The 22,142-nt window shown below is 72.7% G+C and carries 17 protein-coding genes and 1 riboswitch; of the genes, 16 read left to right on the forward strand and 1 reads right to left on the reverse strand.

The window, feature by feature from the left end; all coding sequences use genetic code 11:
• Positions 1-182 precede the first annotated feature (182 nt).
• The 16 genes from KYT88_RS10965 (at position 183) to KYT88_RS11040 (ending at position 19,811) form a co-directional block, all read left to right on the forward strand.
• Positions 183-443, forward strand: coding sequence for a zinc-ribbon domain-containing protein (locus KYT88_RS10965; protein ID WP_012038795.1), 261 nt, complete (start codon positions 183-185; stop codon positions 441-443).
• A gap of 119 nt (positions 444-562) precedes the next feature.
• Complete coding sequence (locus tag KYT88_RS10970; protein ID WP_043582734.1) at positions 563-1,918, forward strand: ABC transporter substrate-binding protein; 1,356 nt, start codon at positions 563-565, stop codon at positions 1,916-1,918.
• On the forward strand, positions 1,915-2,931 hold the full coding sequence (locus KYT88_RS10975; protein WP_043582733.1) for a carbohydrate ABC transporter permease: 1,017 nt from the start codon (positions 1,915-1,917) through the stop codon (positions 2,929-2,931). The genes KYT88_RS10970 and KYT88_RS10975 overlap by 4 nt, the downstream gene beginning before the upstream one ends.
• Entirely contained in the window at positions 2,928-3,896 is a 969-nt protein-coding gene (locus tag KYT88_RS10980) for a carbohydrate ABC transporter permease (protein WP_043582731.1), read from the forward strand. The genes KYT88_RS10975 and KYT88_RS10980 overlap by 4 nt, the downstream gene beginning before the upstream one ends.
• 229 nt (positions 3,897-4,125) lie before the next feature.
• The gene (locus tag KYT88_RS10985) at positions 4,126-7,194 is read left to right on the forward strand and encodes a glycoside hydrolase family 2 TIM barrel-domain containing protein (protein ID WP_237583645.1); all 3,069 of its coding nucleotides are present in this window, start codon (positions 4,126-4,128) and stop codon (positions 7,192-7,194) included.
• Positions 7,195-7,304: 110 nt separating this feature from the next.
• Positions 7,305-8,591, forward strand: coding sequence for a D-arabinono-1,4-lactone oxidase (locus KYT88_RS10990; protein WP_119374082.1), 1,287 nt, complete (start codon positions 7,305-7,307; stop codon positions 8,589-8,591).
• 114 nt (positions 8,592-8,705) lie between these two features.
• Positions 8,706-8,975, forward strand: coding sequence for a mycoredoxin (locus KYT88_RS10995; RefSeq protein ID WP_043582728.1), 270 nt, complete (start codon positions 8,706-8,708; stop codon positions 8,973-8,975).
• A 3-nt stretch (positions 8,976-8,978) separates the two neighbouring features.
• Positions 8,979-10,448, forward strand: coding sequence for a maltokinase N-terminal cap-like domain-containing protein (locus KYT88_RS11000; protein ID WP_043582726.1), 1,470 nt, complete (start codon positions 8,979-8,981; stop codon positions 10,446-10,448).
• A gap of 154 nt (positions 10,449-10,602) precedes the next feature.
• Entirely contained in the window at positions 10,603-10,965 is a 363-nt protein-coding gene (locus KYT88_RS11005) for a hypothetical protein (protein ID WP_147362366.1), read from the forward strand.
• 347 nt (positions 10,966-11,312) lie between these two features.
• On the forward strand, positions 11,313-13,478 hold the full coding sequence (locus tag KYT88_RS11010) for a S9 family peptidase (protein ID WP_119374083.1): 2,166 nt from the start codon (positions 11,313-11,315) through the stop codon (positions 13,476-13,478).
• 61 nt (positions 13,479-13,539) lie between these two features.
• Positions 13,540-13,631, forward strand: a riboswitch (TPP riboswitch).
• Entirely contained in the window at positions 13,622-14,449 is an 828-nt protein-coding gene (gene thiM, locus KYT88_RS11015) for a hydroxyethylthiazole kinase (RefSeq protein WP_043582723.1), read from the forward strand. Its footprint overlaps the riboswitch before it by 10 nt.
• Positions 14,446-16,746: a bifunctional hydroxymethylpyrimidine kinase/phosphomethylpyrimidine kinase gene (locus tag KYT88_RS11020; RefSeq protein WP_237583646.1), complete on the forward strand. Its 2,301-nt coding sequence runs from the start codon at positions 14,446-14,448 to the stop codon at positions 16,744-16,746. The genes thiM and KYT88_RS11020 overlap by 4 nt, the downstream gene beginning before the upstream one ends.
• Before the next feature lie 177 nt (positions 16,747-16,923).
• Positions 16,924-17,814, forward strand: coding sequence for a cupin domain-containing protein (locus tag KYT88_RS11025; RefSeq protein ID WP_043582721.1), 891 nt, complete (start codon positions 16,924-16,926; stop codon positions 17,812-17,814).
• A 114-nt stretch (positions 17,815-17,928) separates the two neighbouring features.
• A complete protein-coding gene (locus tag KYT88_RS11030; protein WP_043582719.1) occupies positions 17,929-19,308 on the forward strand; it encodes an MFS transporter in 1,380 nt (459 codons plus the stop codon).
• Between the two features lie 50 nt (positions 19,309-19,358).
• Positions 19,359-19,535, forward strand: a complete 177-nt coding sequence (locus KYT88_RS11035; RefSeq protein WP_156032159.1) for a hypothetical protein — start codon at positions 19,359-19,361, stop codon at positions 19,533-19,535.
• A gap of 54 nt (positions 19,536-19,589) precedes the next feature.
• Complete coding sequence (locus KYT88_RS11040; RefSeq protein WP_043582717.1) at positions 19,590-19,811, forward strand: hypothetical protein; 222 nt, start codon at positions 19,590-19,592, stop codon at positions 19,809-19,811.
• 75 nt (positions 19,812-19,886) lie between these two features.
• Here the strand turns inward: KYT88_RS11040 and KYT88_RS11045 are convergent, their stop codons facing one another.
• Positions 19,887-22,019: a DEAD/DEAH box helicase gene (locus KYT88_RS11045; RefSeq protein WP_043582715.1), complete on the reverse strand. Its 2,133-nt coding sequence runs from the start codon at positions 22,017-22,019 to the stop codon at positions 19,887-19,889.
• Positions 22,020-22,142 lie beyond the last annotated feature (123 nt).

A 22,142-nucleotide genomic window follows, 5' to 3' on the forward strand; every position in this document is an offset into this window, starting at 1 on the left:
CCGCGGCTCCCGGGCAGGCCGCCGCGGCAGAGACGTGCGCGCCGTCGTGGTGCGTGGTCATGCGGGGCCGATCTGCCGTGTGCGTGTCCTCCGAACGTACCGGCTGATCCGCCCAGCGTCGCCTCCTCGTCCGGGGGCCGCCCCACCGCCTATGCTCCGCGCGCCGCGCGTAGCCTCGGGAGGTGATCCTCCTGTTCGGCACGCGCGCCCGCGACGCCCTCATCGTCATCGTGACCTTCGCGTGCCTGCGCTGCGGCGTGACGAGCGCCCAGCGCGTGCTCCACCGGACGCTCCGCTTCACGGTCTTCTTCGTGCCGCTGATCCCGCTGCGCTCGACCTACCGCGTCGAGTGCCCGAGCTGCGGGCTCGAGACCCGGCTCTCGAAGGACCAGGCGATGCACGCCCTCGAGTGGGCCGTGCGGAACCGGGGCGCGCGGCGCTGAGCCGGCTCGCGCCGCTCTCCCAGGAATCCCTACCAGGGGTTAGGAATAAGTTTCGTCGCGCGCTTAGAGTGATCGTGGGCTCCGGCCCATCTGCCATCAACGACGACGGGAGGGATGCGATGACGCATTCGATCAGCAGGAGACAGGCACTGGGGGTGGGGGCCGCCGCCGCAGGGACGCTCGCCCTCGCGTCGTGCTCCGCGCCGGGCGGGAGGCTGGTCAACTCCGATCCGGTCATCCCGGCCGTCGCGGCCGGCGAGAAGGTCACGCTCACGTACTGGGCATGGCTCAAGGACCTGCAGAAGGTCGCGGACGTCTGGAACGCGCAGAACCCCGACATCCAGGTCGAGGCGGTCTGGATCCCCGGCGGCAACGCCGGCGGCTACCAGAAGATGTACTCCGCCATCACGGCGGGCGGCGGCCCCGACATCGGCCAGGTCGAGCTCCGGCAGCTGCCCGAGTTCCTCCTCGCCAACGGCCTCGTCGACCTCACCCGATACGGCGTCGAGGAGTACAGGGACAGCTACGACGAGGCGCTGTGGAAGCAGGTGAGCTTCCAGGACGGCGTCTTCGGGATCCCGCAGGACTCCGGCCCCATGGCCTTCTACTACCAGCGAGAGCTCCTCGACCAGGTGGGCGGCCAGCCGCCGGCGACCTGGGACGACTGGGCGACGCTCGGCGCCGAGGTGCGGAAGACCGGCGCCGGCAACTACCTCGACTGCTTCCCCGTGGCCGACGCCTCCGTCTTCACCTCATACGCGACGCAGGCCGGCGCGAGCTGGTTCAAGGTCGACGGCGAGCGCTGGGTGGTCGACATGCTCGACGACCGCACGATGGAGGTCGCCGCGTTCTTCGACAAGGCCATCGACGACGACGTGGTCAACACCTCGTACTCGGCCTTCTCCCCGCCGTGGACCGCGGCCGCCGCGGACGGCAAGGTCTTCGGCGTCACGAGCGCCAGCTGGGGCGACGCCCTCATCCAGTCGGTCTCCGGCGGCGAGGGCAAGTGGAAGGTCGCGCCCATGCAGACGTGGGGCTTCGACGGGGCGTACGGATCCAGCTACCTCGGCGGATCCACCGCGGCCGTGCTCGCGAACAGCAAGCACCCGGCGGAGGCGCTCAAGTTCATGACGTGGATGACGACCTCCCCGGAGGGCATCGACGCGATGATCAAGAACTCGGGCATCGGCTGGTCGCCGTCGCCCGACTACATCGGCGCCTCCCGGCAGGAGCCGAGCGAGTGGTTCAGCGGCCAGAGCTACAACGAGGAGGTGTTCGCGCCCGCGGCGAAGGAGCAGAACCTCGACTGGACCTGGTGCCCGCTCACGCAGTACACGCTGAACACGCTGCAGGACGAGTTCCGCCGCAAGCTCACGAGCGGCCAGACCCTCGTCGAGTCCCTCCCCCTGGCGCAGGAGGCCGTGATCGAGGCCTTCCGCAACAAGGGCCTCTCGGTCGAGGCGGCCTCCGCATGAGCGTCGACACGCGACCGGCCCGCGGCGAGCGCGCCGCCACCCGTCCCGTCCGCGCCGAGCGCTCGGGCGTCACGAAGGGCCAGCTGAAGAAGTCGCAGACCATCGCGCCGTGGGTGCTGCTCGCGCCGTTCCTCGCGGTCTTCCTGCTGACCTTCGTGCTCCCGATCATCTACGCGGTGTTCCAGTCGTTCACGACCGTGCGGCGGGAGGGCCTGTTCGGCGAGCAGGGCGTCACCACCGTCTTCGCCGGGTTCGAGAACTACGCGCTCGCGCTCGCGAACGACGCGTTCACCGCATCCATCGGCCGGGTGCTGCTCTTCGGCGTCGTGCAGGTGCCGGTGATGATCATCCTCTGCACGATCCTCGCGCTCCTGCTCGAGTCGGCGTCGGCGAAGTGGCCCCAGTTCTTCCGGGCGGCGTACTTCATGCCGTACGGCGTGCCGGGCGTCATCGCCACGATCCTCTGGGGCTTCCTCTACATCCCGGGACTATCTCCCATCATCGACATCGGCCAGATGTTCGGGATCCAGCTCGACTTCCTCGGCGCGGGCACCGTGCTCTGGTCCATCGCGAACATCGTGACCTGGACCTACACGGGCTACAACATGCTCATCATCATCGCCCAGCTGAAGTCGATCCCCGGGGACGTGTACGAGGCCGCGCGCATCGACGGGGCGGGCGCGTGGCGCACGGCGATGTCGATCCAGCTGCCGCTCATCCGGCCGGCGCTCGTGCTCGCGACCGTCTTCTCGATCATCGGGACGCTGCAGCTGTTCGCGGAGCCGCAGGTGCTCGCCACCTCGGCCCCCGCGATCGACTCGCAGTACACGCCGAACCTGTCGGCGTACACCACGGCGTTCGCGTACAACGACTACGGCGTCGCCGCGGCCCAGGCGGTCATCATCGCCCTCGCCGCGTTCGTGCTGTCGTTCGTGTTCCTGGCGTTCACGAACAGGAAGCCCAAGGAGGAGCGGGAAGCCGCCGCAGCGAGGAAGAAGGGGGCACGCGCATGACCGCCACGGAGGCACGACCGACCACCACGGAGAGCGCCGCGGAGAAGGCGGAGCAGAAGCGCCTCGCGCAGGCCGCCGAGTCGAAGGTGAGCCGACCGTCGAAGGACGGCAGCGCCCCGGGCGCGGGCACGAAGCCGGCGACGCGGATCATCGTCACGGCGATCCTCACGCTCGTCGCGCTGTACTTCCTCGTCCCCGTCTACTACATCGTGGTCGCCGCCACGAAGACGACGGCCGACCTGTTCAGCACCAACGGGTTCCTGTTCGCGAACATGAACCTCTGGCAGAACCTCACGATGGTGTTCACGTACGACGGCGGCATCTTCGTGCGCTGGTTCATGAACTCGGTGCTGTACGCCGGGGTGGGCGCGCTCGTCGCGACGTACTTCGCCGCCGCCGGCGGGTACGCGCTCGCCAAGTACAAGTTCAAGGGGTCGAACATCGTGTTCGGCACCATCCTCGGCGGGGTGCTCGTGCCGGGCACGGCGACCGCGCTTCCGCTGTTCCTGCTGTTCAGCAGCATGGGGATCGCGAACACGTACTGGTCGGTGCTCATCCCGTCTCTCGTGTCGCCGTTCGGCCTGTTCCTCTGCCGGATCTACGCGCAGGCGTCGGTGGAGGACGCGGTGATCGAGTCGGGCCGGATCGACGGGGCGAGCGAGCTGCGGATCTTCCACACGCTCGCGCTCCGCTCCATGACGCCCGCGCTCGTGACGGTGTTCCTGTTCCAGCTCGTCGGCATCTGGAACAACTACTTCCTGCCGCTGATCATGCTGGCCGACACGAAGCTGTACCCGATCACGCTCGGCCTCAACAACTGGCGGAGCCAGGTCGACCGGCTGCCGGAGTTCTACCAGCTGACGACGGGCGGCGTGCTCGTCTCGATCATCCCGCTCATCGCGGCGATGATCGTGCTGCAGCGGTTCTGGCGGGGCGGTCTGACGGACGGCGCCGTGAAGGGCTGATGCGGGACGGACAGCACCCGACACGGCGGACGGCCGTGAAGGGCTGATGCAGGACGGACAGCACCCGACACGGCGGACGGCCGTGGAGGGCTGACCTGCCCGCGCACGGATCCCGGACGGCCGGGCAGGGCGACCTGCCCGGCTGTCGGCGCATTCGGCGCGTCACCCCCCGACCCACGATGATGGATGCGCGGCACGTCGCCGCACCCGCCCACGCGCAAGGAAGCCCATGACGCACGCCCTCCCCTACTTCGAGGACTTCGCCCCCACGACGGGCGCGGCCCGCCGTCCCCGGTCCTGCCTGCACTCGGATGCCCCGCGCATCGTGCTGAACGGCGACTGGCGGTTCCGCCTCTCCCCCACCCCGCGCGGCCTCTCCGACGAGATGGCCGACCCCGCGTTCGACGACTCCGGCTGGGACGAGATCCCCGTGCCGAGCCACTGGGTGCTCGGCCAGGACGGCCGCTTCGGCCTCCCCGCCTACACGAACGTGCAGTACCCGTTCCCCGTCGAGCCGCCCTTCGTCCCGGACGAGAACCCCACGGGCGACTACCGCGTCGAGATCGACGTGCCCACCGACTGGCAGTCGCTCGAGCGCGTCGTGCTCCGCTTCGAGGGCGTCGAGTCGGCGTTCAAGGTGTGGCTGAACGGCGAGGAGGTCGGCACCGCGATGGGATCCCGCCTCTCGCACGAGTTCGACGTGACGGCGTCGCTCCGCCCGGGACCCAACGTGCTCGCCGTGCGCGTGCACCAGTGGTCGATCGCCAGCTACCTCGAGGACCAGGACCAGTGGTGGATGCCCGGCATCTTCCGCGACGTCACCCTCCTCGGCCGTCCCCAGGGCGGCATCGACGACGCGTGGACCCGCGCCGAGTACGACCACGAGACGGGTGCCGGCACGGTGCACGTCGAGGTCGACGCGGAGCCGACCGCGTTCCCCGTCACGTTCGAGGTCGAGGACCTGGGGATCCACGTCACGTGGGACACCCCCGCCGACGTCGCGCCCGTGCACGTCGACAGCGTCGAGCCGTGGAGCGCCGAGAACCCCACGCAGTACCAGGGCTTCCTCCGCACCAACGTCGAGGCGCTCTCCATCCGCCTCGGGTTCCGCACCGTGCGCATCGAGGGCGACCGGTTCCTCGTCAACGGCCGTCGCGTGGTCTTCCACGGCGTCAACCGGCACGAGGCCCACCCCGAGCGCGGCCGCGTCTTCGACGAGGAGCACGCGCGCGCCGACATGCTGCTGATGAAGCAGCACAACGTCAACGCGATCCGCACCAGCCACTACCCGCCGCACCCCCGCGTCCTCGACCTCGCCGACGAGCTCGGCTTCTGGGTCATCGACGAGTGCGACCTCGAGACCCACGGCTTCGAGTTCGGCGGCTGGGTCGGCAACCCCAGCGACGACCCGCGCTTCGCCGACCACTACCTCGACCGGATCGAGCGCACGATCGAGCGCGACAAGAACCACCCCTCGATCGTCATGTGGTCGCTCGGCAACGAGGCCGGCACCGGGCGCAACCTCGCTGCCATGTCGGCGTGGGTGCACCGCCGCGACCCGGGCCGCCCCGTGCACTACGAGGGCGACTACACGGGCGAGTACACCGACGTCTACTCGCGCATGTACTCGAACCTGCAGGAGACCGAGTCCATCGGCAGCGACGTGATCCCGGGCGACCTGCTCGGCTGCACGCCCGGCGAGGGCATGCGCCAGCGCACCAAGCCCTTCATCCTCTGCGAGTACGTGCACGCCATGGGCAACGGCCCCGGCCAGATCGGCGAGTACGAGGACCTCGTGCTCCGCTACCCGCGCCTGCACGGCGGCTTCGTGTGGGAGTGGCGCGACCACGGCATCCTCACCGAGACCGCCGACGGCGAGGCGTTCTACGCCTACGGCGGCGACTTCGGCGAGGTCGTGCACGACGGCAACTTCGTGATGGACGGCATGGTCCTGCCCGACGACACCCCCACGCCCGGCCTCGCCGAGTACAAGGCCGTCGTGCAGCCCATCGCGTTCGGGCTCGAGCGCGACGGCGGATCCGCGTCCCTCGTGGTCGAGAACCGCTACCACTCCGTGTCCACCGCGCTCGCGAGCCTCGTCTGGGTGCTCGCGGTCGACGGCGACGACGTGGCGACCGGGGTCCTCGACGCCGAGGCCGTCGCGGCCGGCGAGACCGCGCGGATCCCGCTGCCCGCCGACGCGCTCGACGCGGGCGAGCTCGCGGGCGACGGCGCCGAGGGCTCTGCGCCCGAGGTGTGGCTGACCGTGCAGGCGATCCTCCGCGACGACGAGCCGTGGGCCGAGGCCGGCCACGTGGTCGCCGTCCAGCAGTTCGACCTCACGCCCGCTCCGCGACCCGCCGTGCCCGCGCGCTGGGTCGACGCCGACGAGGAGACGTACCCCGCGTCCGGCGCGACGCGCCTCACCCTCGGCGACGGCGAGTTCGACCTCGCCACCGGGCGCCTCGTGCGCCTCGGCTCGCTCGAGGTCGACGGCCCGCGCCTCGAGCTGTGGCGCGCGCCCACCGACAACGACCGCAGCGACAGCAGCGGCTCGTACGAGCTGGCGGATCCGCGCCTCACCTTCGGCAAGGGCGTCCCCGGCCCGTCGAGCGACGCGCGCTGGCGCGGAGCGGGCCTCGACCGGCTCACCCACCGGGTCCGCTCGGTGAAGGTCGGATCCGGCTCGCTCACGGTCGTCGTGCGCACGAGCGCGGCGCAGTCCTTCGACTCGGTCGACACGACGTACTGCTGGACCGAGGGCGCCGACGGCGACCTGGGCCTCCGCGTCGACATCGTGCCGAGCGCCGGATGGGCCATCACCTGGCCGCGCGTCGGGATCCTGTTCGACCTGCCCGCGAGCGTCACCAACGCGGAGTGGTTCGGCACCGGGCCCTTCGAGTCGTACCCCGACTCGCGGCGCGCGGCGCTCGTCGGCCGGTTCTCGTCGCTCGTCGACGACCTGGGCGCCGTGTACTCGATGCCCCAGGAGACCGGCCACCGCAGCGACCTGCGGGAGCTCGAGCTCGGCACGTTCGACGGCGAGGGCGGCATCGTGGTCCAGGCCCGGCCCGACACCGCGGGCCGCCGCCCCGGCTTCACGGCCTCGCGGCACACACCGCAGGAGCTGGACCGCGCGGCGCACCCGCACGAGCTGCCCGCGAGCGAGGCGGTGCACCTCTACATCGACGCCGCGCAGCACGGGCTCGGCTCGCGCGCGTGCGGGCTCGACGTGCTGCCCGAGCACCAGCTGTGGCCCTCGGCCCGCACGCTGGAGCTCACCATCCGCAGCCGCTGACGCGGAACGGGTCCGGGCCGCCCATCCGGGCGGCCCGGCGCGCGCCCTTCCCCCGGGAGGGCGAGCAAGCTGGAGACGACGGCGTCCGATGGCGGGCGCGAGGAGGACGCATGACCGACACCATCGAGCAGGGCACCGCGGGCACCAACTGGGCCGGCAACTACGCGTACCGGGCCCGCGAGGTCCGCACGCCGACGAGCGTCGAGGAGCTGCGGGCCATCGTCCGCGACGCGCCGACGATCCGCGTGCTGGGATCCCGCCACTCGTTCAACGACATCGCCGACTCGGAGGTGCTGGTCTCGCTCGCCGAGCTGCCGGCCGACCTCGTGATCGACCGCGACGCCAGCACCGCCACGTTCTCCGCGGGCCTCCCCTACGGCAAGCTCGCGGAGCTCCTCGGCGAGGAGGGCCTCGCGATCCACAACCTCGCGTCGCTGCCGCACATCTCCGTCGGCGGCGCCATCGCGACCGCGACCCACGGATCCGGCATCGGCAACGGCAACCTCGGCACCGCCGTCGCGGCGCTGGAGATGATCACCGCCGACGGCGAGACGGTCACGTACCGCCGCGGGGACGACGACTTCGACGGCGTCGTGGTGGGCCTCGGCGCGCTCGGCGTCGTCACGCGCGTGACCCTCGACGTCGAGCCCGCCTACCTCGTGCGCCAGCGCGTGTTCGAGGGCCTGTCGTGGGACGCGTTCGACGAGAACCTCGAGGACGTCTTCGGCGGCGCGTACAGCGTCAGCGTCTTCACGCGCTTCGGCGAGGCCACCGACCAGGTGTGGCTGAAGAGCCGCGTGCAGCTCGACGTCGACGGCCAGCCCGAGGACGAGGTCGTCGTGGCCGACTACTTCGGGGCGCCCGCCGCCACCGAGGAGCGCCACCCGATCCTCGGCATCGACCCGGTGAACAGCACGTCGCAGCTCGGCGTCGTGGGCCTCTGGTCCGACCGCCTCTCGCACTTCAAGATGGGCTTCACGCCGAGCGACGGCGAGGAGATCCAGTCGGAGTTCCACGTGCCGCTCGACCGCGCCGTCGAGGCCGTGCGGGCGCTCCGCGACATGGGCGACCGGATCCGCCCGATCCTCCTCGTGTGCGAGCTGCGCGCCGTCGCCGAGGACCGCCTCTGGCTGAGCCCCCAGTTCGGGCAGACGACCATCGGCCTGCACTTCACGTGGAAGCGCGACCAGGCGGCCGTCGAGGCCGTGCTCGCCGAGCTCGAGGCGGCGATCCGGCCGTTCGGCGCGCGCCCGCACTGGGGCAAGGTCTTCACCGCGACAGCGGCCGACATCGCCCCGCTCTACCCGCGATCGGGCGACTTCCTCGCCCTCGCCGAGCGCCTGGACCCGACGGGGAAGTTCCGCAACGCGTGGTTCCAGCGCTCGCTCCTCGGCTGAGCGGCATCCGCCCCTGACCGGGACCGCACCCGGGGATCCGCGACGCGCCGGCTCATTCCGTCGGCGCGCCGCGATCCCGGGTCGGCGTCGAGAACGGCGCGTAGGGTGAGGACCATGGCGCCCGAGACCTCCTCCTACGTACCTGCCCCCGGGCGGATCACGATGTTCTCCACCACCTGGTGCGGCTACTGCCGCCGACTGAAGTCCCAGCTCGACAGGGCCGGCATCGGCTACGACGAGGTGGACATCGAGCAGGTGCCCGGCACCGCTGAGCTCGTCGAGGCCATCAACGGCGGCAACCAGACCGTGCCGACCGTGCTGTTCCCCGACGGCTCGTCCGCCACCAACCCGTCGCTCGCCGACGTGACCGCGAAGGTGGCCTGAGCCATGCAGCACCACGACCTCAGCGTGATCCCCGACTTCCTCGCCGCATGGATGCGCGAGCAGCGCTGGTTCGCCTCGAAGGGCACGGAGCCGCGCCTCGAGCGCATCGGCGGCTGGAGCTTCAGCGACGAGGGCTGGTTCGCCCGCATCGAGACGCACCTGATCATCGACCACGGCAGCGCCAAGCCCGTGCTGTACCAGGTGCCGCTCACCTACCGGCAGGCGCCGCTGGAGGAGCTGAAGCCCTTCCACATCGGCACCACCGTCGAGGACGACGGCGTCGAGCTGCACGTCTACGACGGCCCCCACGACCCCGCGTACGCGTGGGCGCTCATCCGCACGATCCTCGACGACCGCGACGCCGACGTCGACGAGACGTCGCTCGGCGCGACCGCGCGCGGGCAGCGCCAGCCGGGCGTGGAGATCGCGACCGTCGTCGGATCCCACGTGCTATCGGGCGAGCAGTCGAACACGTCGATCATCTACGACATGGTCTCGGCCGACGGCCACGCCGTGAACCCGATGATCGTCAAGGTGTTCCGCGCGCTGCACCACGGCGAGAACCCGGACGTCGTGCTCCAGTCCGCCATCGCGGGAGCCGGATCCCGGCTCGTGCCGCAGACCATGGGCAGCGTGCTCGCCGAATGGAGCGACTCCGGCCGCGAGGAGGGGCGCGCCATCGGGCACGTCGCCTTCGCGCAGGAGTTCCTGCCGGGCGTGACCGACGCCTGGCGCGTCGCGCTCCGTGCCGCCGAGGCCGACGCCGACTTCCAGGCCGAGGCCCGCGCGCTCGGGGAGGCGACGGCCGACGTGCACGCCACGCTCGCCGCCGCGCTTCCCACCGTCGAGGCAACGCCCGACGTGATCGAGGGGATCATGGTCAGCTTCCGCCGCCGCCACGCGACGGCCGAGCGCGAGGTCCCCGAGATCGCCGCCTTCCACGACGCCATCTCGAGCGTGTACGACGCCGCCGAGAAGGGCGAGTGGCCGAAGCTTCAGCGCATCCACGGCGACTACCACCTCGGCCAGGTGCTCTCGGTGCCGAACCGCGGCTGGGTGCTCCTCGACTTCGAGGGCGAGCCGCTCCGGCCGATGCACGAGCGCTCGCTGCCCGACGTCACGCTGCGCGACGTGGCCGGCATGCTCCGCTCGTTCGACTACGTCGCGGGCTCCTACGCCCTCGCGCACCCCGGCAAGTCGGCCGCCGCGTGGGCGTCCGCCGCCCGCCGCGCGTTCGTCGACGGGTACATCGCCCGCTCCGGCACCGACCTCCGCGCGAACCGGGCCCTGCTCGACGCGTTCGAGATCGACAAGGCCGTCTACGAGGCGATCTACGAGGTCCGCAACCGGCCCGGCTGGCTGTCGATCCCCCTGCAGGCCGTCGCGCGCCTCGCCACCCGCTCGAGCACGCTCGGCGCGGCGACGACGCCGGGCGCGACCGGTCCGCGCGAGGCGGGGCCGATCACCTCCTGAGCGGGATGAGGGAAATGGCGCATCACGAGCGGGACGACGCTCCGGGCCATTTCCGTGGACCCTTGCGAAGGCCCGTATCGCGCTAGTATCGTCGACCCATCGAACGAATCCGAATACGTCATGGCTTCACCGCCACGAATGCGAGGAGACGCAGATGAGAAACGTCAAGGCCCTGTCAACGGCCGCCATCGCGGGGGCCATCCTCCTCGGTACGGCAGCGCCGGCGCACGCCCAATGGGGCCAGCAGCCGAATCCGGGTTACTGCTCGTCGTCCACGGGCTGCTACATGGAAAACGGGCGACCCGTGCAGACCACGGTGGGCCCGGACCTCACGCAGCGGGAGAAGGACCTCCAGCTGCAGTGCAACCTCCGGCTCGCCGGCACCGCCTTCGCGGGCGCGGGAGGCGTGATGTCCCGGAACGTCTTCGCCATCCTGGGCGCCGCGTTCAACGGCGGGGCGGCGCTCCAGGGACCGTGCAAGGAGTTCTGGGACTCGACGTCCCGATTCCGCGGCTGACGTCCGCACACGCACATGAACAGGGCACTCGCCGTATCGGGCGTCCTCCTCGGGATCCTGTCGTACTCGTATCTGACGGAGGACGTCATCTCGGGATCGGTGGGAATCGCCGGGAGCGCATTGATGATCGTGGGTGCGGTCCGCGCCGGGGCACGAGAGCGTCGCGGAGACCGCTCCCGCGGATGAGGAGACGACCGGGGAATCCGGATATCCGGATATCCGGATATCCGGTCCCCCGATATCCGGATGTCCGGCTCGATGGACTCGTCCCCTGCACGAGAGGGCACGAACGCGCACCGTGCGGCCGCGCTCCGGGCCTCGCCGGGTGCCGTCGGTAGGCTGGCGGGATGACCGACCCCGCCGTCCCGGCCGTCTCCTCCCCCGCATCCGCCTCCCCCTCCAGCCCTCCCGTCGCGGACCAGCGCCCGATCGAGCGCACCTTCCACGGCGACACGTTCGTCGACCGCTACGAGTGGCTGCGCGCCAAGGACGACGCCGATGTGATCGCGCACCTCGAGGCGGAGAACGCGTACGCGGAAGCGCAGACGGCGCACCTGGAGCCCCTGCGCGAGGCGATCTTCACGGAGATCAAGGACCGCACGCAGGAGACCGACCTCTCCGTCCCCGTCCGCGAGGGCGACTGGTGGTACTACGCCCGCACGGTCGAGGGGTCGCAGTACGCGATCCGCTGCCGCCGGCCCGTCGCGGGTCCTGACGACTGGACGCCGCCCGTCGTCGAGCCCGCGGCCGACGGCGGCGCGGTCCCCGGCGAGCAGGTCCTGCTCGACTCCAACGTCGAGGCCGACGGCCACGAGTTCTTCTCGCTCGGCGCCTTCGAGCTGAGCCCCGACGGATCCCTCCTCGCCTACTCCACCGACACGGAGGGCGACGAGCGGTTCACGCTCAAGATCCGCGATCTCGCGACGGGGACCGACCTCGCCGACGAGATCCCCGGCACCAGCCACGGCGCCACCTTCTCGGCGCACGGCGACCACCTGTTCTACGTGACGGTCGACGACGCCTGGCGCCCCGACACCGTGTGGCGCCACCGCGTCGGCACGCCCGCGTCGCAGGACGTCAAGGTCTTCACCGAGCCCGACGAGAGCTACTTCGTCGGCTTCGGCATGACCCGCAGCCGCCAGTACCTCACCATCTACGTCGGCTCGAAGATCACCACCGAGGTGCTGCTGCTCGACGCCGGGGATCCCACGGGCACGTTCCGCTCGGTGTGGCCGCGTCGGCACGGAGTCGAGTACGACGTGGACCACGCGGTCATCGACGGATCCGACCGGCTCCTCATCCTGCACAACGACGGCGCCACGAACTTCGAGCTGATCGACGTGCCGGCCGACGACCCGACGTCCACGACCGACCGCCAGGTGGTCATCCCCCACGACGACGAGGTGCGCCTCGAGGACGCCAGCGCGTTCGCCGACCACCTCGTGATCTCGTACCGCCGCGAGGGCCTCACCCGCGTCGGCGTGATCCCCTTCGACCGCGTGCTCGACGGCGAGCAGCTGCACGAGATCGCGTTCGACGAGCCGATCTACACGGTCGGCACGGCGGGCAACCCCGAGTTCGCGCAGCCCACCGTCCGCCTCGGCTACACGAGCCTCGCGACGCCGGCCACGACCTACGACTACGTGCTCGCGACCCGCGAGCTGCGCCTGCTCAAGCAGCAGCCCGTGCGCGGCGGATACGACCCCGACGACTACGTGCAGACCCGCGAGTGGGCGACCGCGGAGGACGGCACGGAGATCCCGCTGTCCGTCGTCTACAAGCGCGGCCTCGTGCACCCCGGCACGCCCGCGCCGCTCCTGCTCTACGGCTACGGCTCGTACGAGGCGAGCATCGACCCGTCGTTCTCCATCGCCAGGCTGTCGCTGCTCGACCGGGGCATGGCCTTCGTCATCGCGCACGTGCGCGGCGGCGGCGAGATGGGCCGGCGCTGGTACGACGAGGGCAAGACGCTCACCAAGAGGAACACGTTCACGGACTTCGTCGCCGCAGCCGACCACCTCATCGCCCGCGGGTGGACGAGCCCGGAGAAGCTCGTGGCCGAGGGCCGCAGCGCCGGAGGGCTGCTGATGGGCGCGGTCGCGAACATCGCGCCGGACCGGTTCGCCGGGATCCTCGCGGGCGTGCCGTTCGTCGACGCGCTCACGAGCATCCTCGACCCGTCGCTGCCGCTCACCGTGATCGAGTGGGACGAGTGGGGCGACCCGCTGCACGACCCCGAGGTGTACGCGTACATGAAGTCGTACACGCCGTACGAGAACGTGCGCGAGGGCGTGCAGTACCCGCGGATCCTCGCGGTCACGAGCCTCAACGACACGCGCGTGCTCTACGTCGAGCCCGCCAAGTGGACCGCCCGCCTCCGCGAGGTCGGCGCGCCCGTGGTGCTGCGCACCGAGATGCAGGCCGGCCACGGCGGCAAGTCGGGCCGCTACGACGCGTGGCGCGAGCGCGCATCCGACTACGCGTGGGTGCTCGACGTGGCGGGGCTCGCGTAACGGTCCCGCCACGCCGCCGCCGGTCGACCCGGCAGTTGCAACGCGTCTCCCCGTAGGGTGGATCACTGACACGGGGTGCCCACCAGGGCTGAGATGAGACCCGTCGCACCTGATCCGGTTCGCACCGGCGGAGGGATGTCATCATGAGCGCTGCGCGCCCATCGGCCCACGAGATCACGGGGACGGGGACCGCCTCGGCGGGTCTCCTCCTCCTGCTGCGGGAGCGCCAGCCGCTCGTGCAGTGCATCACGAACCAGGTCGTCACCGGATTCACCGCGAACGTCCTCCTCGCGCTGGGCGCCTCGCCCGCGATGACGGACGTGCCGACCGAGGCGGGGCCGTTCGCGCGCATCGCGTCGGGGCTGCTCGTCAACCTCGGCACGCCGCACGCGGAGCAGCGGGAGGCCGCCGTCGAGGCCGCGCACGCGGCGCGCGAGGCGGGGACGCCGTGGGTCCTGGATCCCGTCGCGGTCGGCGCCCTGCCCGTGCGGACGCGGCTGGCGCACGAGCTCGTGGCGCTGTCGCCGACGATCGTGCGCGGCAACGCGTCCGAGATCATCGCGCTCGCGACCGGCGGCGCGGGCGGCCGCGGGGTCGACGCCACCGACGAGGTCGAGGCCGCGCTCGACGCCGCGACGCTGCTCGCGCGCACCTTCGGCACGGTGGTCGCGGTCTCCGGGCCGGTCGACCACATCACGGACGGCCACCGGGTCGTGCGCGTGCACACGGGCGACGCGCTCCTCACCAGGGTCACGGGCGGCGGCTGCGCGCTCGGCGCCGTGATGGCGGCGTTCGCGTCGACGGATCCGGATCCGCTGCGGGCCGCCGTCGCCGCGACGAGCGTCTACACGGTCGCGGCGGAGATCGCCGCCGAGGGCGCGCGCGGGCCAGGATCCTTCGCGGTCGGGCTGCTCGACGCGCTCGACGCCGTCACGCCCGAGCTGGTCGCCCAGCGCGAGCGCCTCTCGTGAGCGCGCTCGACCTCTCCGTCTACCTCGTCACCGATCCCGCCCTGTGCGGCGCCCTCGGCGTGCCCGCGGTCGTCGCCGCCGCGGTGGCGGGCGGGGCGACGGCCGTGCAGATCCGCGACAAGCACGCGAGCGCGGCCGAGCTGCTGGCGACGGTGGTCGCGGCCGCGGAGGCCATCGACGCCCATGCGGCCGCGCATCCATCGGCGCGGCGTCCGCTGCTGCTCGTCGACGACCGCGTCGACGTCGTGCTGGCCGCGCTCGCCCGCGGCGCGCGCGTGGACGGCGTGCACGTCGGCCAGTCGGACGTGCCGGCCGACCTCGTGCGCCGGATGCTCGACGCCGCGAGCCCCGACCGACGTCTCGTCGTGGGCCTCACCGCGAACACGCCGGCCCACGTGGAGGCGGTCCGCGCGCTGCCGGCCGGGACGGTCGACTACCTCGGCGTCGGCGTGATCCGCCCCACGACCACCAAGCCCGACCACCCGGCGCCGCTCGGGCACGACGGCTTCGGGATCATCGCCGGGCTCTCGCCCGTGCCGTGCGTGGCGATCGGCGGGGTCGACGTGCGCGACGTCGCGGCGATCGCGGCGGCGGGCGGTGCGGGGACGGCCGTCGTGTCGGCGATCTGCGCGGCGGAGGATCCGGGCGCCGCGGCGCGCGGGCTGGTGGAGGCGTGGGCGCGGGTGCGCGCCGGCGTGACCGCGGCCGGGCCCGCGGAGGCGGCCGGGCTGGCGGAGGCGACGGGACGCGTCGAGCCCGACGCGGATCCGGCCGACACGGCGAGCGCCGCGCCACCCGCAGCAGCCGACCCCACCCGCGTCCCCCGCGTCCTCAGCATCGCCGGCACGGATCCCACGGGCGGCGCCGGCATCCAGGCCGACCTCAAGTCCATCGCGGCGAACGGCGGCTACGGCATGGCCGTCGTCACGGCGCTCGTCGCGCAGAACACGACGGGCGTGCGGGAGATCCACGTGCCGCCCGTCGCGTTCCTGCGCGCGCAGCTCGACGCGGTGTCCGACGACGTCGTGATCGACGCCGTGAAGATCGGCATGCTCGGATCCGCCGCCGTGGTCGACGAGGTCGCCGACTGGCTGCGCGCGGTGCGCCGGCCGGTCGTGGTGCTGGATCCCGTGATGGTCGCCCAGTCCGGCGACGCCCTCCTCGACGCCGACGCGACGGACGCGCTCCGCCGCCTGCTGCCGCTCGCCGACGTCGTCACGCCGAACCTGCCGGAGCTGGCCGCGCTCCTCGGTGAGCGCGAGGCCGTCGGCTGGGACGAGGCGCTCGCGCAGGGGCGGACCCTCGCCGCGCGGCACGGCGTCCGCGTGGTCGTCAAGGGCGGCCACCTGCGCGTCGACGACTGCCCGGACGCGCTCGTCACGCCGCGCGACGGCGACGCCGTGCCGTCGGTCGACGTCGTCCCGGGCCCGCGCATCGCGACGACCAGCACGCACGGCACCGGCTGCTCCCTCTCCAGCGCGCTCGCGACGCTGCATCCGCGCCGCGGCGACTGGCTGGCCGCGCTCGCGGAGGCGAAGGCCTGGCTCACGGGATCGCTCGCGCACGCCGATGGCCTCGAGGTCGGATCCGGCGCCGGCCCGCTCGACCACCTGCGCGCGCTGTGGGACGCGGCCGGCACCCACGCGGGTCCGATCTCCACCGAGATGTGGGCGGGATCCGCCGACCTCCGCGCCGAGATCGACGACCTCCCCTTCGTCCGCCGGCTCGGCGACGGCACGCTCCCCGAGGCGTGGTTCTCGCACTACCTCGCGCAGGACGCGATCTACCTGCGGGCCTACTCGCGGGTGCTCGCGCGGGCGAGCCAGCTCGCGCCGACGCCGGACGCGCAGGTCGTGTGGGCCCGCGGCGCCGCCGACGCGATCGCCGCCGAGTCGGCGCTGCACGAGGAGTGGCTGTCGCGGCATCCGGCCCCCGCCGTCGCCGCGCCGGTGACGCGCGCCTACGTCGACCACCTGCTCGCGCACGCCGCGACGAGCGACTACGCGGTGCTCGTCGCGGCGCTGCTGCCCTGCTTCACGATCTACGCGGACGTGGGCACCAGGCTCCGGGCGGCGGGATCCGCGGCGGCCGCGGCCGGCGACGCGCACCCGTACGCGGCGTGGCTGGCGACGTACGCGGATCCGGCGTTCGCCGCGGCCACCCGGCGCGCGTGCGAGCTGGTGGACGAGGCCGCCGTGCTCGCGGGTCCGTCCCGGCGGGCCGCGATGCTCGAGGCGTCGCGCCTGTCGTCCGCGTACGAGCGCGACTTCTTCCGCGCCCCGGAGGCGCTCGGCTGACGCGAGCCGGCGGATCCGGGAGGCGGATCCGCACGCGGATCCACCCGCGCCTGGGGACGCCCCGGCCCCCTCCCAGCGGCACCCGCGGGAGGATGCCCGTGCCCCGACGCGACCACCGCGCCGGGGCTCCCCGTTCCACGACCCGGGCACCCGCGTGCCCGACAGAGAGGACACCGCATGCGCGTCCAGGCCGAGACCCCCGCCGTCACGATGCCCGACCACCAGTTCACGGGCGAGGTCCGCCTCCGCTGGCTCTCCACCCCGCAGACCCCCGAGCAGCGCGCCGTCGTCGCGGCCGTCACGTTCGCGGCCGGCGCCCGCACCGTGTGGCACTCCCACGTCCTCGGCCAGACGCTGCACGTGACCTCCGGCATCGCCCGGGTGGGCACGCGCGGCGGCGAGGTGGTCGAGGTCGGGCCCGGCGGATCCGTGTACATCGCGGCTGGCGAGGAGCACTGGCACGGCGCCACGGCCCACGCGCCGATGGAGCACATCGCGGTGCTGGAGGACGGCGACGATCCCGTCGACGCCACCACCTGGGGCGCGCACGTGACCGACGAGGAGTTCCTGCGGCCGGCCGCCCCCGCGTCCGTCGCGGCGCCCACCGCCACCCCTGCGGCCGCGCTCCCGGTGCCGCTCGGCGCGCCCGTGCTCGTGCACGCGCTCCGCTACACGGCGATGTACGGCGAGAAGCCGTTCGACGAGGCGCTGCTCGTGTACCTCGACAACGGCTCCTACAAGATCCTCTCGCCCGGCGAGGAGCACTACGGCAGCTACGTGTCGGCGTCGGGGACGGGCGTCGCGCCGCGCCACGTCGCGTTCCTGTCGTGGCCGTCGGACGACTGGCACCGCAACGTCGCCAGCCACACGCTCACGTTCTCGGAGGACACGGGAGCGTTCATCCAGTCGCTCGTGCTGCCCGGCGACGCGGTGCCGCGCGCGCAGCACGGCTTCGCCGAGGTGGTCGCGGATCCCGAGCGCGTCGACATGACGGCGTCGTGGGACGCGCTGCGGGTCACGCACGCGGCCGCCTTCGAGCGCCTGGCGGAGCGGGTCAGGCAGCTCTGACCGCGCGGGGCGGGCCGCGGCCCGCCCCGGCGCTACGCTCGATCCACCGCGAGCGCCTCCACCTCCCCCGCGAGGCGCGCGATCCGCCCGAGCGCCCTCCCGGAAGCCAGGACCATGACGACCACCACCCCGCCGCGCACGCGCGCCCAGCGCCTCGATGCCCTCCCCTGGACCCGCGCCCACTCCCGCATCCTCGGCGGCAGCGGCGTCGGCTGGGCCCTCGACGCGATGGACGTCGGGCTCATCTCGTTCGTGATCGCGCAGCTGGCCGTGGTGTGGGAGGCGGATGCGGGCCAGCTCGGGCTCGTCGCCTCGGCGGGGTTCCTCGGCATGGCGATCGGCGCGAGCGTCGGCGGCCTGGTCGCCGACCGCATCGGCCGCCGCCAGGTGTTCGCGCTGACGCTGCTCGTCTACGGGGTGGCCACGGGCGTCTCGGCGCTCGCGATGTCGGTGGGCGCGCTCATCGCGCTCCGCTTCGTGGTCGGCCTGGGGCTGGGCGCGGAGCTGCCCGTCGCCTCGACCCTCGTGAGCGAGTTCTCGCCCGCCCGGATCCGGGGACGCGTCATCGTGATCCTCGAGTCGTCCTGGGCCGTCGGCTGGACGGCGGCGGCGCTCATCGGCTACCTCGTGATCCCCGCGAGCGACGACGGCTGGCGGTGGGCGCTCGCGCTCGGCGCGGTGCCCGCGGTGTGGGCCATCGTCGTGCGGCTGCGGCTGCCGGAGTCGGTGCGGTTCCTCGAGGCGAAGGGGCGGCACCGGGAGGCGGAGCGCGTGGTGCGCGACCTGGAGGTCGCGGCGGGGGCGGATCCCTCGACGGACGGCGCCGTGGGTCCGACGGCCGAGGCCCGGGTCGCGGATGCCGCTGCCGGCAGCGAGACCGCCGTGGCCGCCCCGCACGCCGCGCCCCGCGAGCGCCTCTTCGGCGCCCGCCTCCGCCGCCGCACGCTGTCCCTCTGGATCGTGTGGTTCTGCGTCAACTTCGCCTACTACGGCGCCTTCATCTGGCTGCCGACACTGCTGGTCGCGCAGGGCTTCTCGCTCGTGCGCTCCTTCGAGTACACGCTGCTCATCACGCTCGCGCAGCTGCCGGGGTACGCGGTCTCGGCCTGGCTCGTGGAGCGCTGGGGTCGGCGGGTGACGCTCGCGGTCTTCCTCGCGGGATCCGCGGTGTCGGCCGGCCTCTTCGGCACCGCCGACTCCGTCACGGCCATCCTCGTGTTCGGCGCCCTCATGTCGTTCTCTAACCTCGGCGCGTGGGGCGCGCTCTACGCCGTGACGCCGGAGCTGTACCCGACCCGGGTGCGCGCGACGGGCGCGGGCAGCGCCGCGGGCTTCGGGCGCCTCGCCTCGATCGCCGCGCCGCTGTGCGTGCCGCCGCTCCTCGCGCTCGGCGGCGTCGCGCTCCCGTTCGGCGTCTTCGCGGCGGTGTTCGCGCTGGCCGCCGTCGCCGCGCTGACCCTCCCGGACCTCCGCGGCGCGGCCCTCGAGGACTGAGCGCGGGGATCCGGTCGGTACGCTCGGGAGGACCGAGCCGAGGAGACGCCGTGATCCTGTCTGTCGTGACGCCCGCCGTGATGGTGGTCGTGGTGATCCTCCTCGTCTTCGCGGTCATCGGGACCAGGCGCTCGAACCCGACGCAGGACGCGCAGGACGCCGTCGCCCGCGAGCGCCGCGCGGCCCGGAAGGCCGAGCGGGCGCGGCGCAAGGCCCAGCGCGGCTGACCGGCGCTGGGGAGGATCCGCATCCCGCGCGCGTCCGACGCGCATCCTGGGCGGATGACCCCGGACGATCTGCGGCACCGCCGCATCCGAGCCGCGCGTGACGCCGCCATCCTCTCCGCCTTCTACCTCGTGTCGCAGCTGGTGGTCGTACCCCTGGTCTCCGGGCGACCCGCTTCCGAGCAGGCGGGCCCGGCCGCCGTCTGGACGGTCCTCCTGTTCGCGTTCGCCTACTCGATCACGATGGCCCGGCACCGACGCAGCCGGGACCGCGACTAGACCCCCACCGCACGCACGACGCCCCCGCGACCAGCTGGTCGCGGGGGCGTCGTCACGTGCGGCGTGTCGCGACAGCTACGCCGCCAGCGCCTCCTCGAGGAGGTGCGAGAGCGCGTCGAGCTGCACGGACGTGGATCCGGCCTCGTCGAAGTCCTCGCCGTCGAGCGCGCGCGCCGCGAGGCCCGCCTTGCTGTCGATGAGCTCCGCGATCTTCGCGTCGATCGTCTGCGCCGCGATGATCCGCCACGCGGTGACGGGCTCCTCCTGGCCGATGCGGTGCACGCGGTCGATGGCCTGCGTCTGCTCCGCGCTGGTCCAGCTGAGCTCGGCGAGCACCACGTTCGACGCCGCCTGCAGGTTGAGGCCGACGCCCGCCGCGGTGAGCGAGCAGACCACGACCTTCACCTCGGGGTCGTTCTGGAAGGAGTCGATCGCGTTCTGGCGGGCCGCCGGCGTCTGGTCGCCGCGGATCGAGACGCTCTTCAGCTCGCGCTTCGCGAACGTGGCCTCGGCCTGGTCCATCACGTCGACGTGCTTCGCGAAGAACACCACCTTGCCCACGGATCGCGCGAGCTGCGCGGCGTAGTCGGCCGCGAGCACGGCCTTGGCCTGGCCGATGCGGCGGACCATGGTGAACACGTTCTCGCCGGTCTTCTGCGCCTTGGCCTCGTCGAGCTCGGACTGCGCCACGAGCCGCACGAGGCTCGCGCGCTCGGACGCGGATCCCGCCATGACCTCGGGCACGGTGGTGCCGCGCGCGCCGACGAGCGCCGTGAAGCGCTTGACGAGACGGGCGGCGAGCTCGCGCTCGGCCTGGCGGATGGAGCGGCCCAGGTCGTCGTCGAGCTCGACCGGGAGGTCCGCGATGCGCTTCGACGGCAGGTCGGTCGCCACGTCGATCTTGCGGCGCCGCACGATGCCGAGGTCGATGACCGCGCGCCGCGCCTCGGCGAAGAAGCCGGGGTCGGCGGGCGTGAGGCCCGCCTCCTCCAGCTCGCCCATGAGACGCGAGGTCGGCTTGTCGCCGTCGATCCAGCCGAGGAACTGCCAGATGGCGCGGAAGTCGTCGATGTCGTTGATGAGCGGCGTGCCCGTGAGCGCCATGAGCAGCGGGTTCGACTGGCGCTGGCGGATGCTCTCGGCGAGCGCGAGCACGAACTTCGACCGCTGCGACTGCAGGTTCTTGATGAAGTGGGCCTCGTCGACGACCATGCCGCGGAAGCCGAGCGTGCGCAGCCAGCCGATGTGCCGATCCAGCACCTCGTAGTTGACGATGACGACGTCCGCGAAGGCGTCGAGCCCCGCCCCGTCGCCGTGGATGACGGTGGCGCGGCGGTGCGGCGTCCACCGCTCGACCTCGCGCTTCCAGTTCATCTTCACGACGTTCGGCACGACGACGAGGAGCGGATACGCGTCGGCGACCGACGCGGCGAGCAGCGCCTGCGCGGTCTTGCCGAGGCCGGGCTCGTCGGCGAGCAGGAACTCGCGGTGGCCGAGGCGCACGCTCTCGAGGAAGCGCGCCTGGTGGCGCATGAGCTCGAGGTTCTGCGGGGAGAGGCGGTCGATGCGGGGGCTCTCGGGCAGGTCCATGCTCGCGATGCCGCCGCCGGCGCCGTACTCGAACGACTTGAACAGCGGTCCGAGCAGCTCCCAGTTCGCCAGCAGGCGGGTGGGCGGCGCGGCCGGCGCGGGCCGGTCGAGGTCCGGCTCGAGGAACGGGTTGGCGAGCACGCGGGCCTTGACGGACGGCGGCACGACCTGGCGCTCGTGCAGCTTGGCGAGGGCGGGATCCTCGGGCTCGGGCTCCGGCTCCTCCTCGACGACCATCTCCACGCCGCCGTCGAACAGCATGTGCTTGCGCATGGCGCGGGCGGTCTCGGAGAGCTTGGCGTCGGGATCCAGCAGCGGCAGCACCGAGGTGTCGCGCGCGGCAGTGCGGGCCAGGATGCTCGCGATGCCGTCGAGGCGCTTCAGCGTCTCGACGCGCTCGGGGTCGCTGAGGGGGGTGGCCGGGTCCTTCGCGTGCGTGCGCTCCTCGCGCATCAGCACGGCGATGACCTGGAACTTCGTGCGGTTGACGGGCTTGAGCTTGCCGCGCTGGGCGGCCTGCTCGATCTCGCGCACGGCGCGCGCCAGCACGGGGATGAGCCCCTCGTTGTCGATCGTGCGCGTGCGGGCGGAGGACCGCCGCTGGCCGGTGCGAGCCATGCAACTCCTTGTTCACTGCCGGGGCCAGGCGCTGCCTGCGCTCCCGGATCGGAAGGACGTAAGCCCGTCGCGCACGGTGACGCGTGCGGTCGGACGGTGGCGAGGGGACCTGCCTCGAGCAAC

The organism is Clavibacter sp. A6099 (assembly GCF_021919125.1).
Classification (GTDB): domain Bacteria; phylum Actinomycetota; class Actinomycetes; order Actinomycetales; family Microbacteriaceae; genus Clavibacter; species Clavibacter seminis.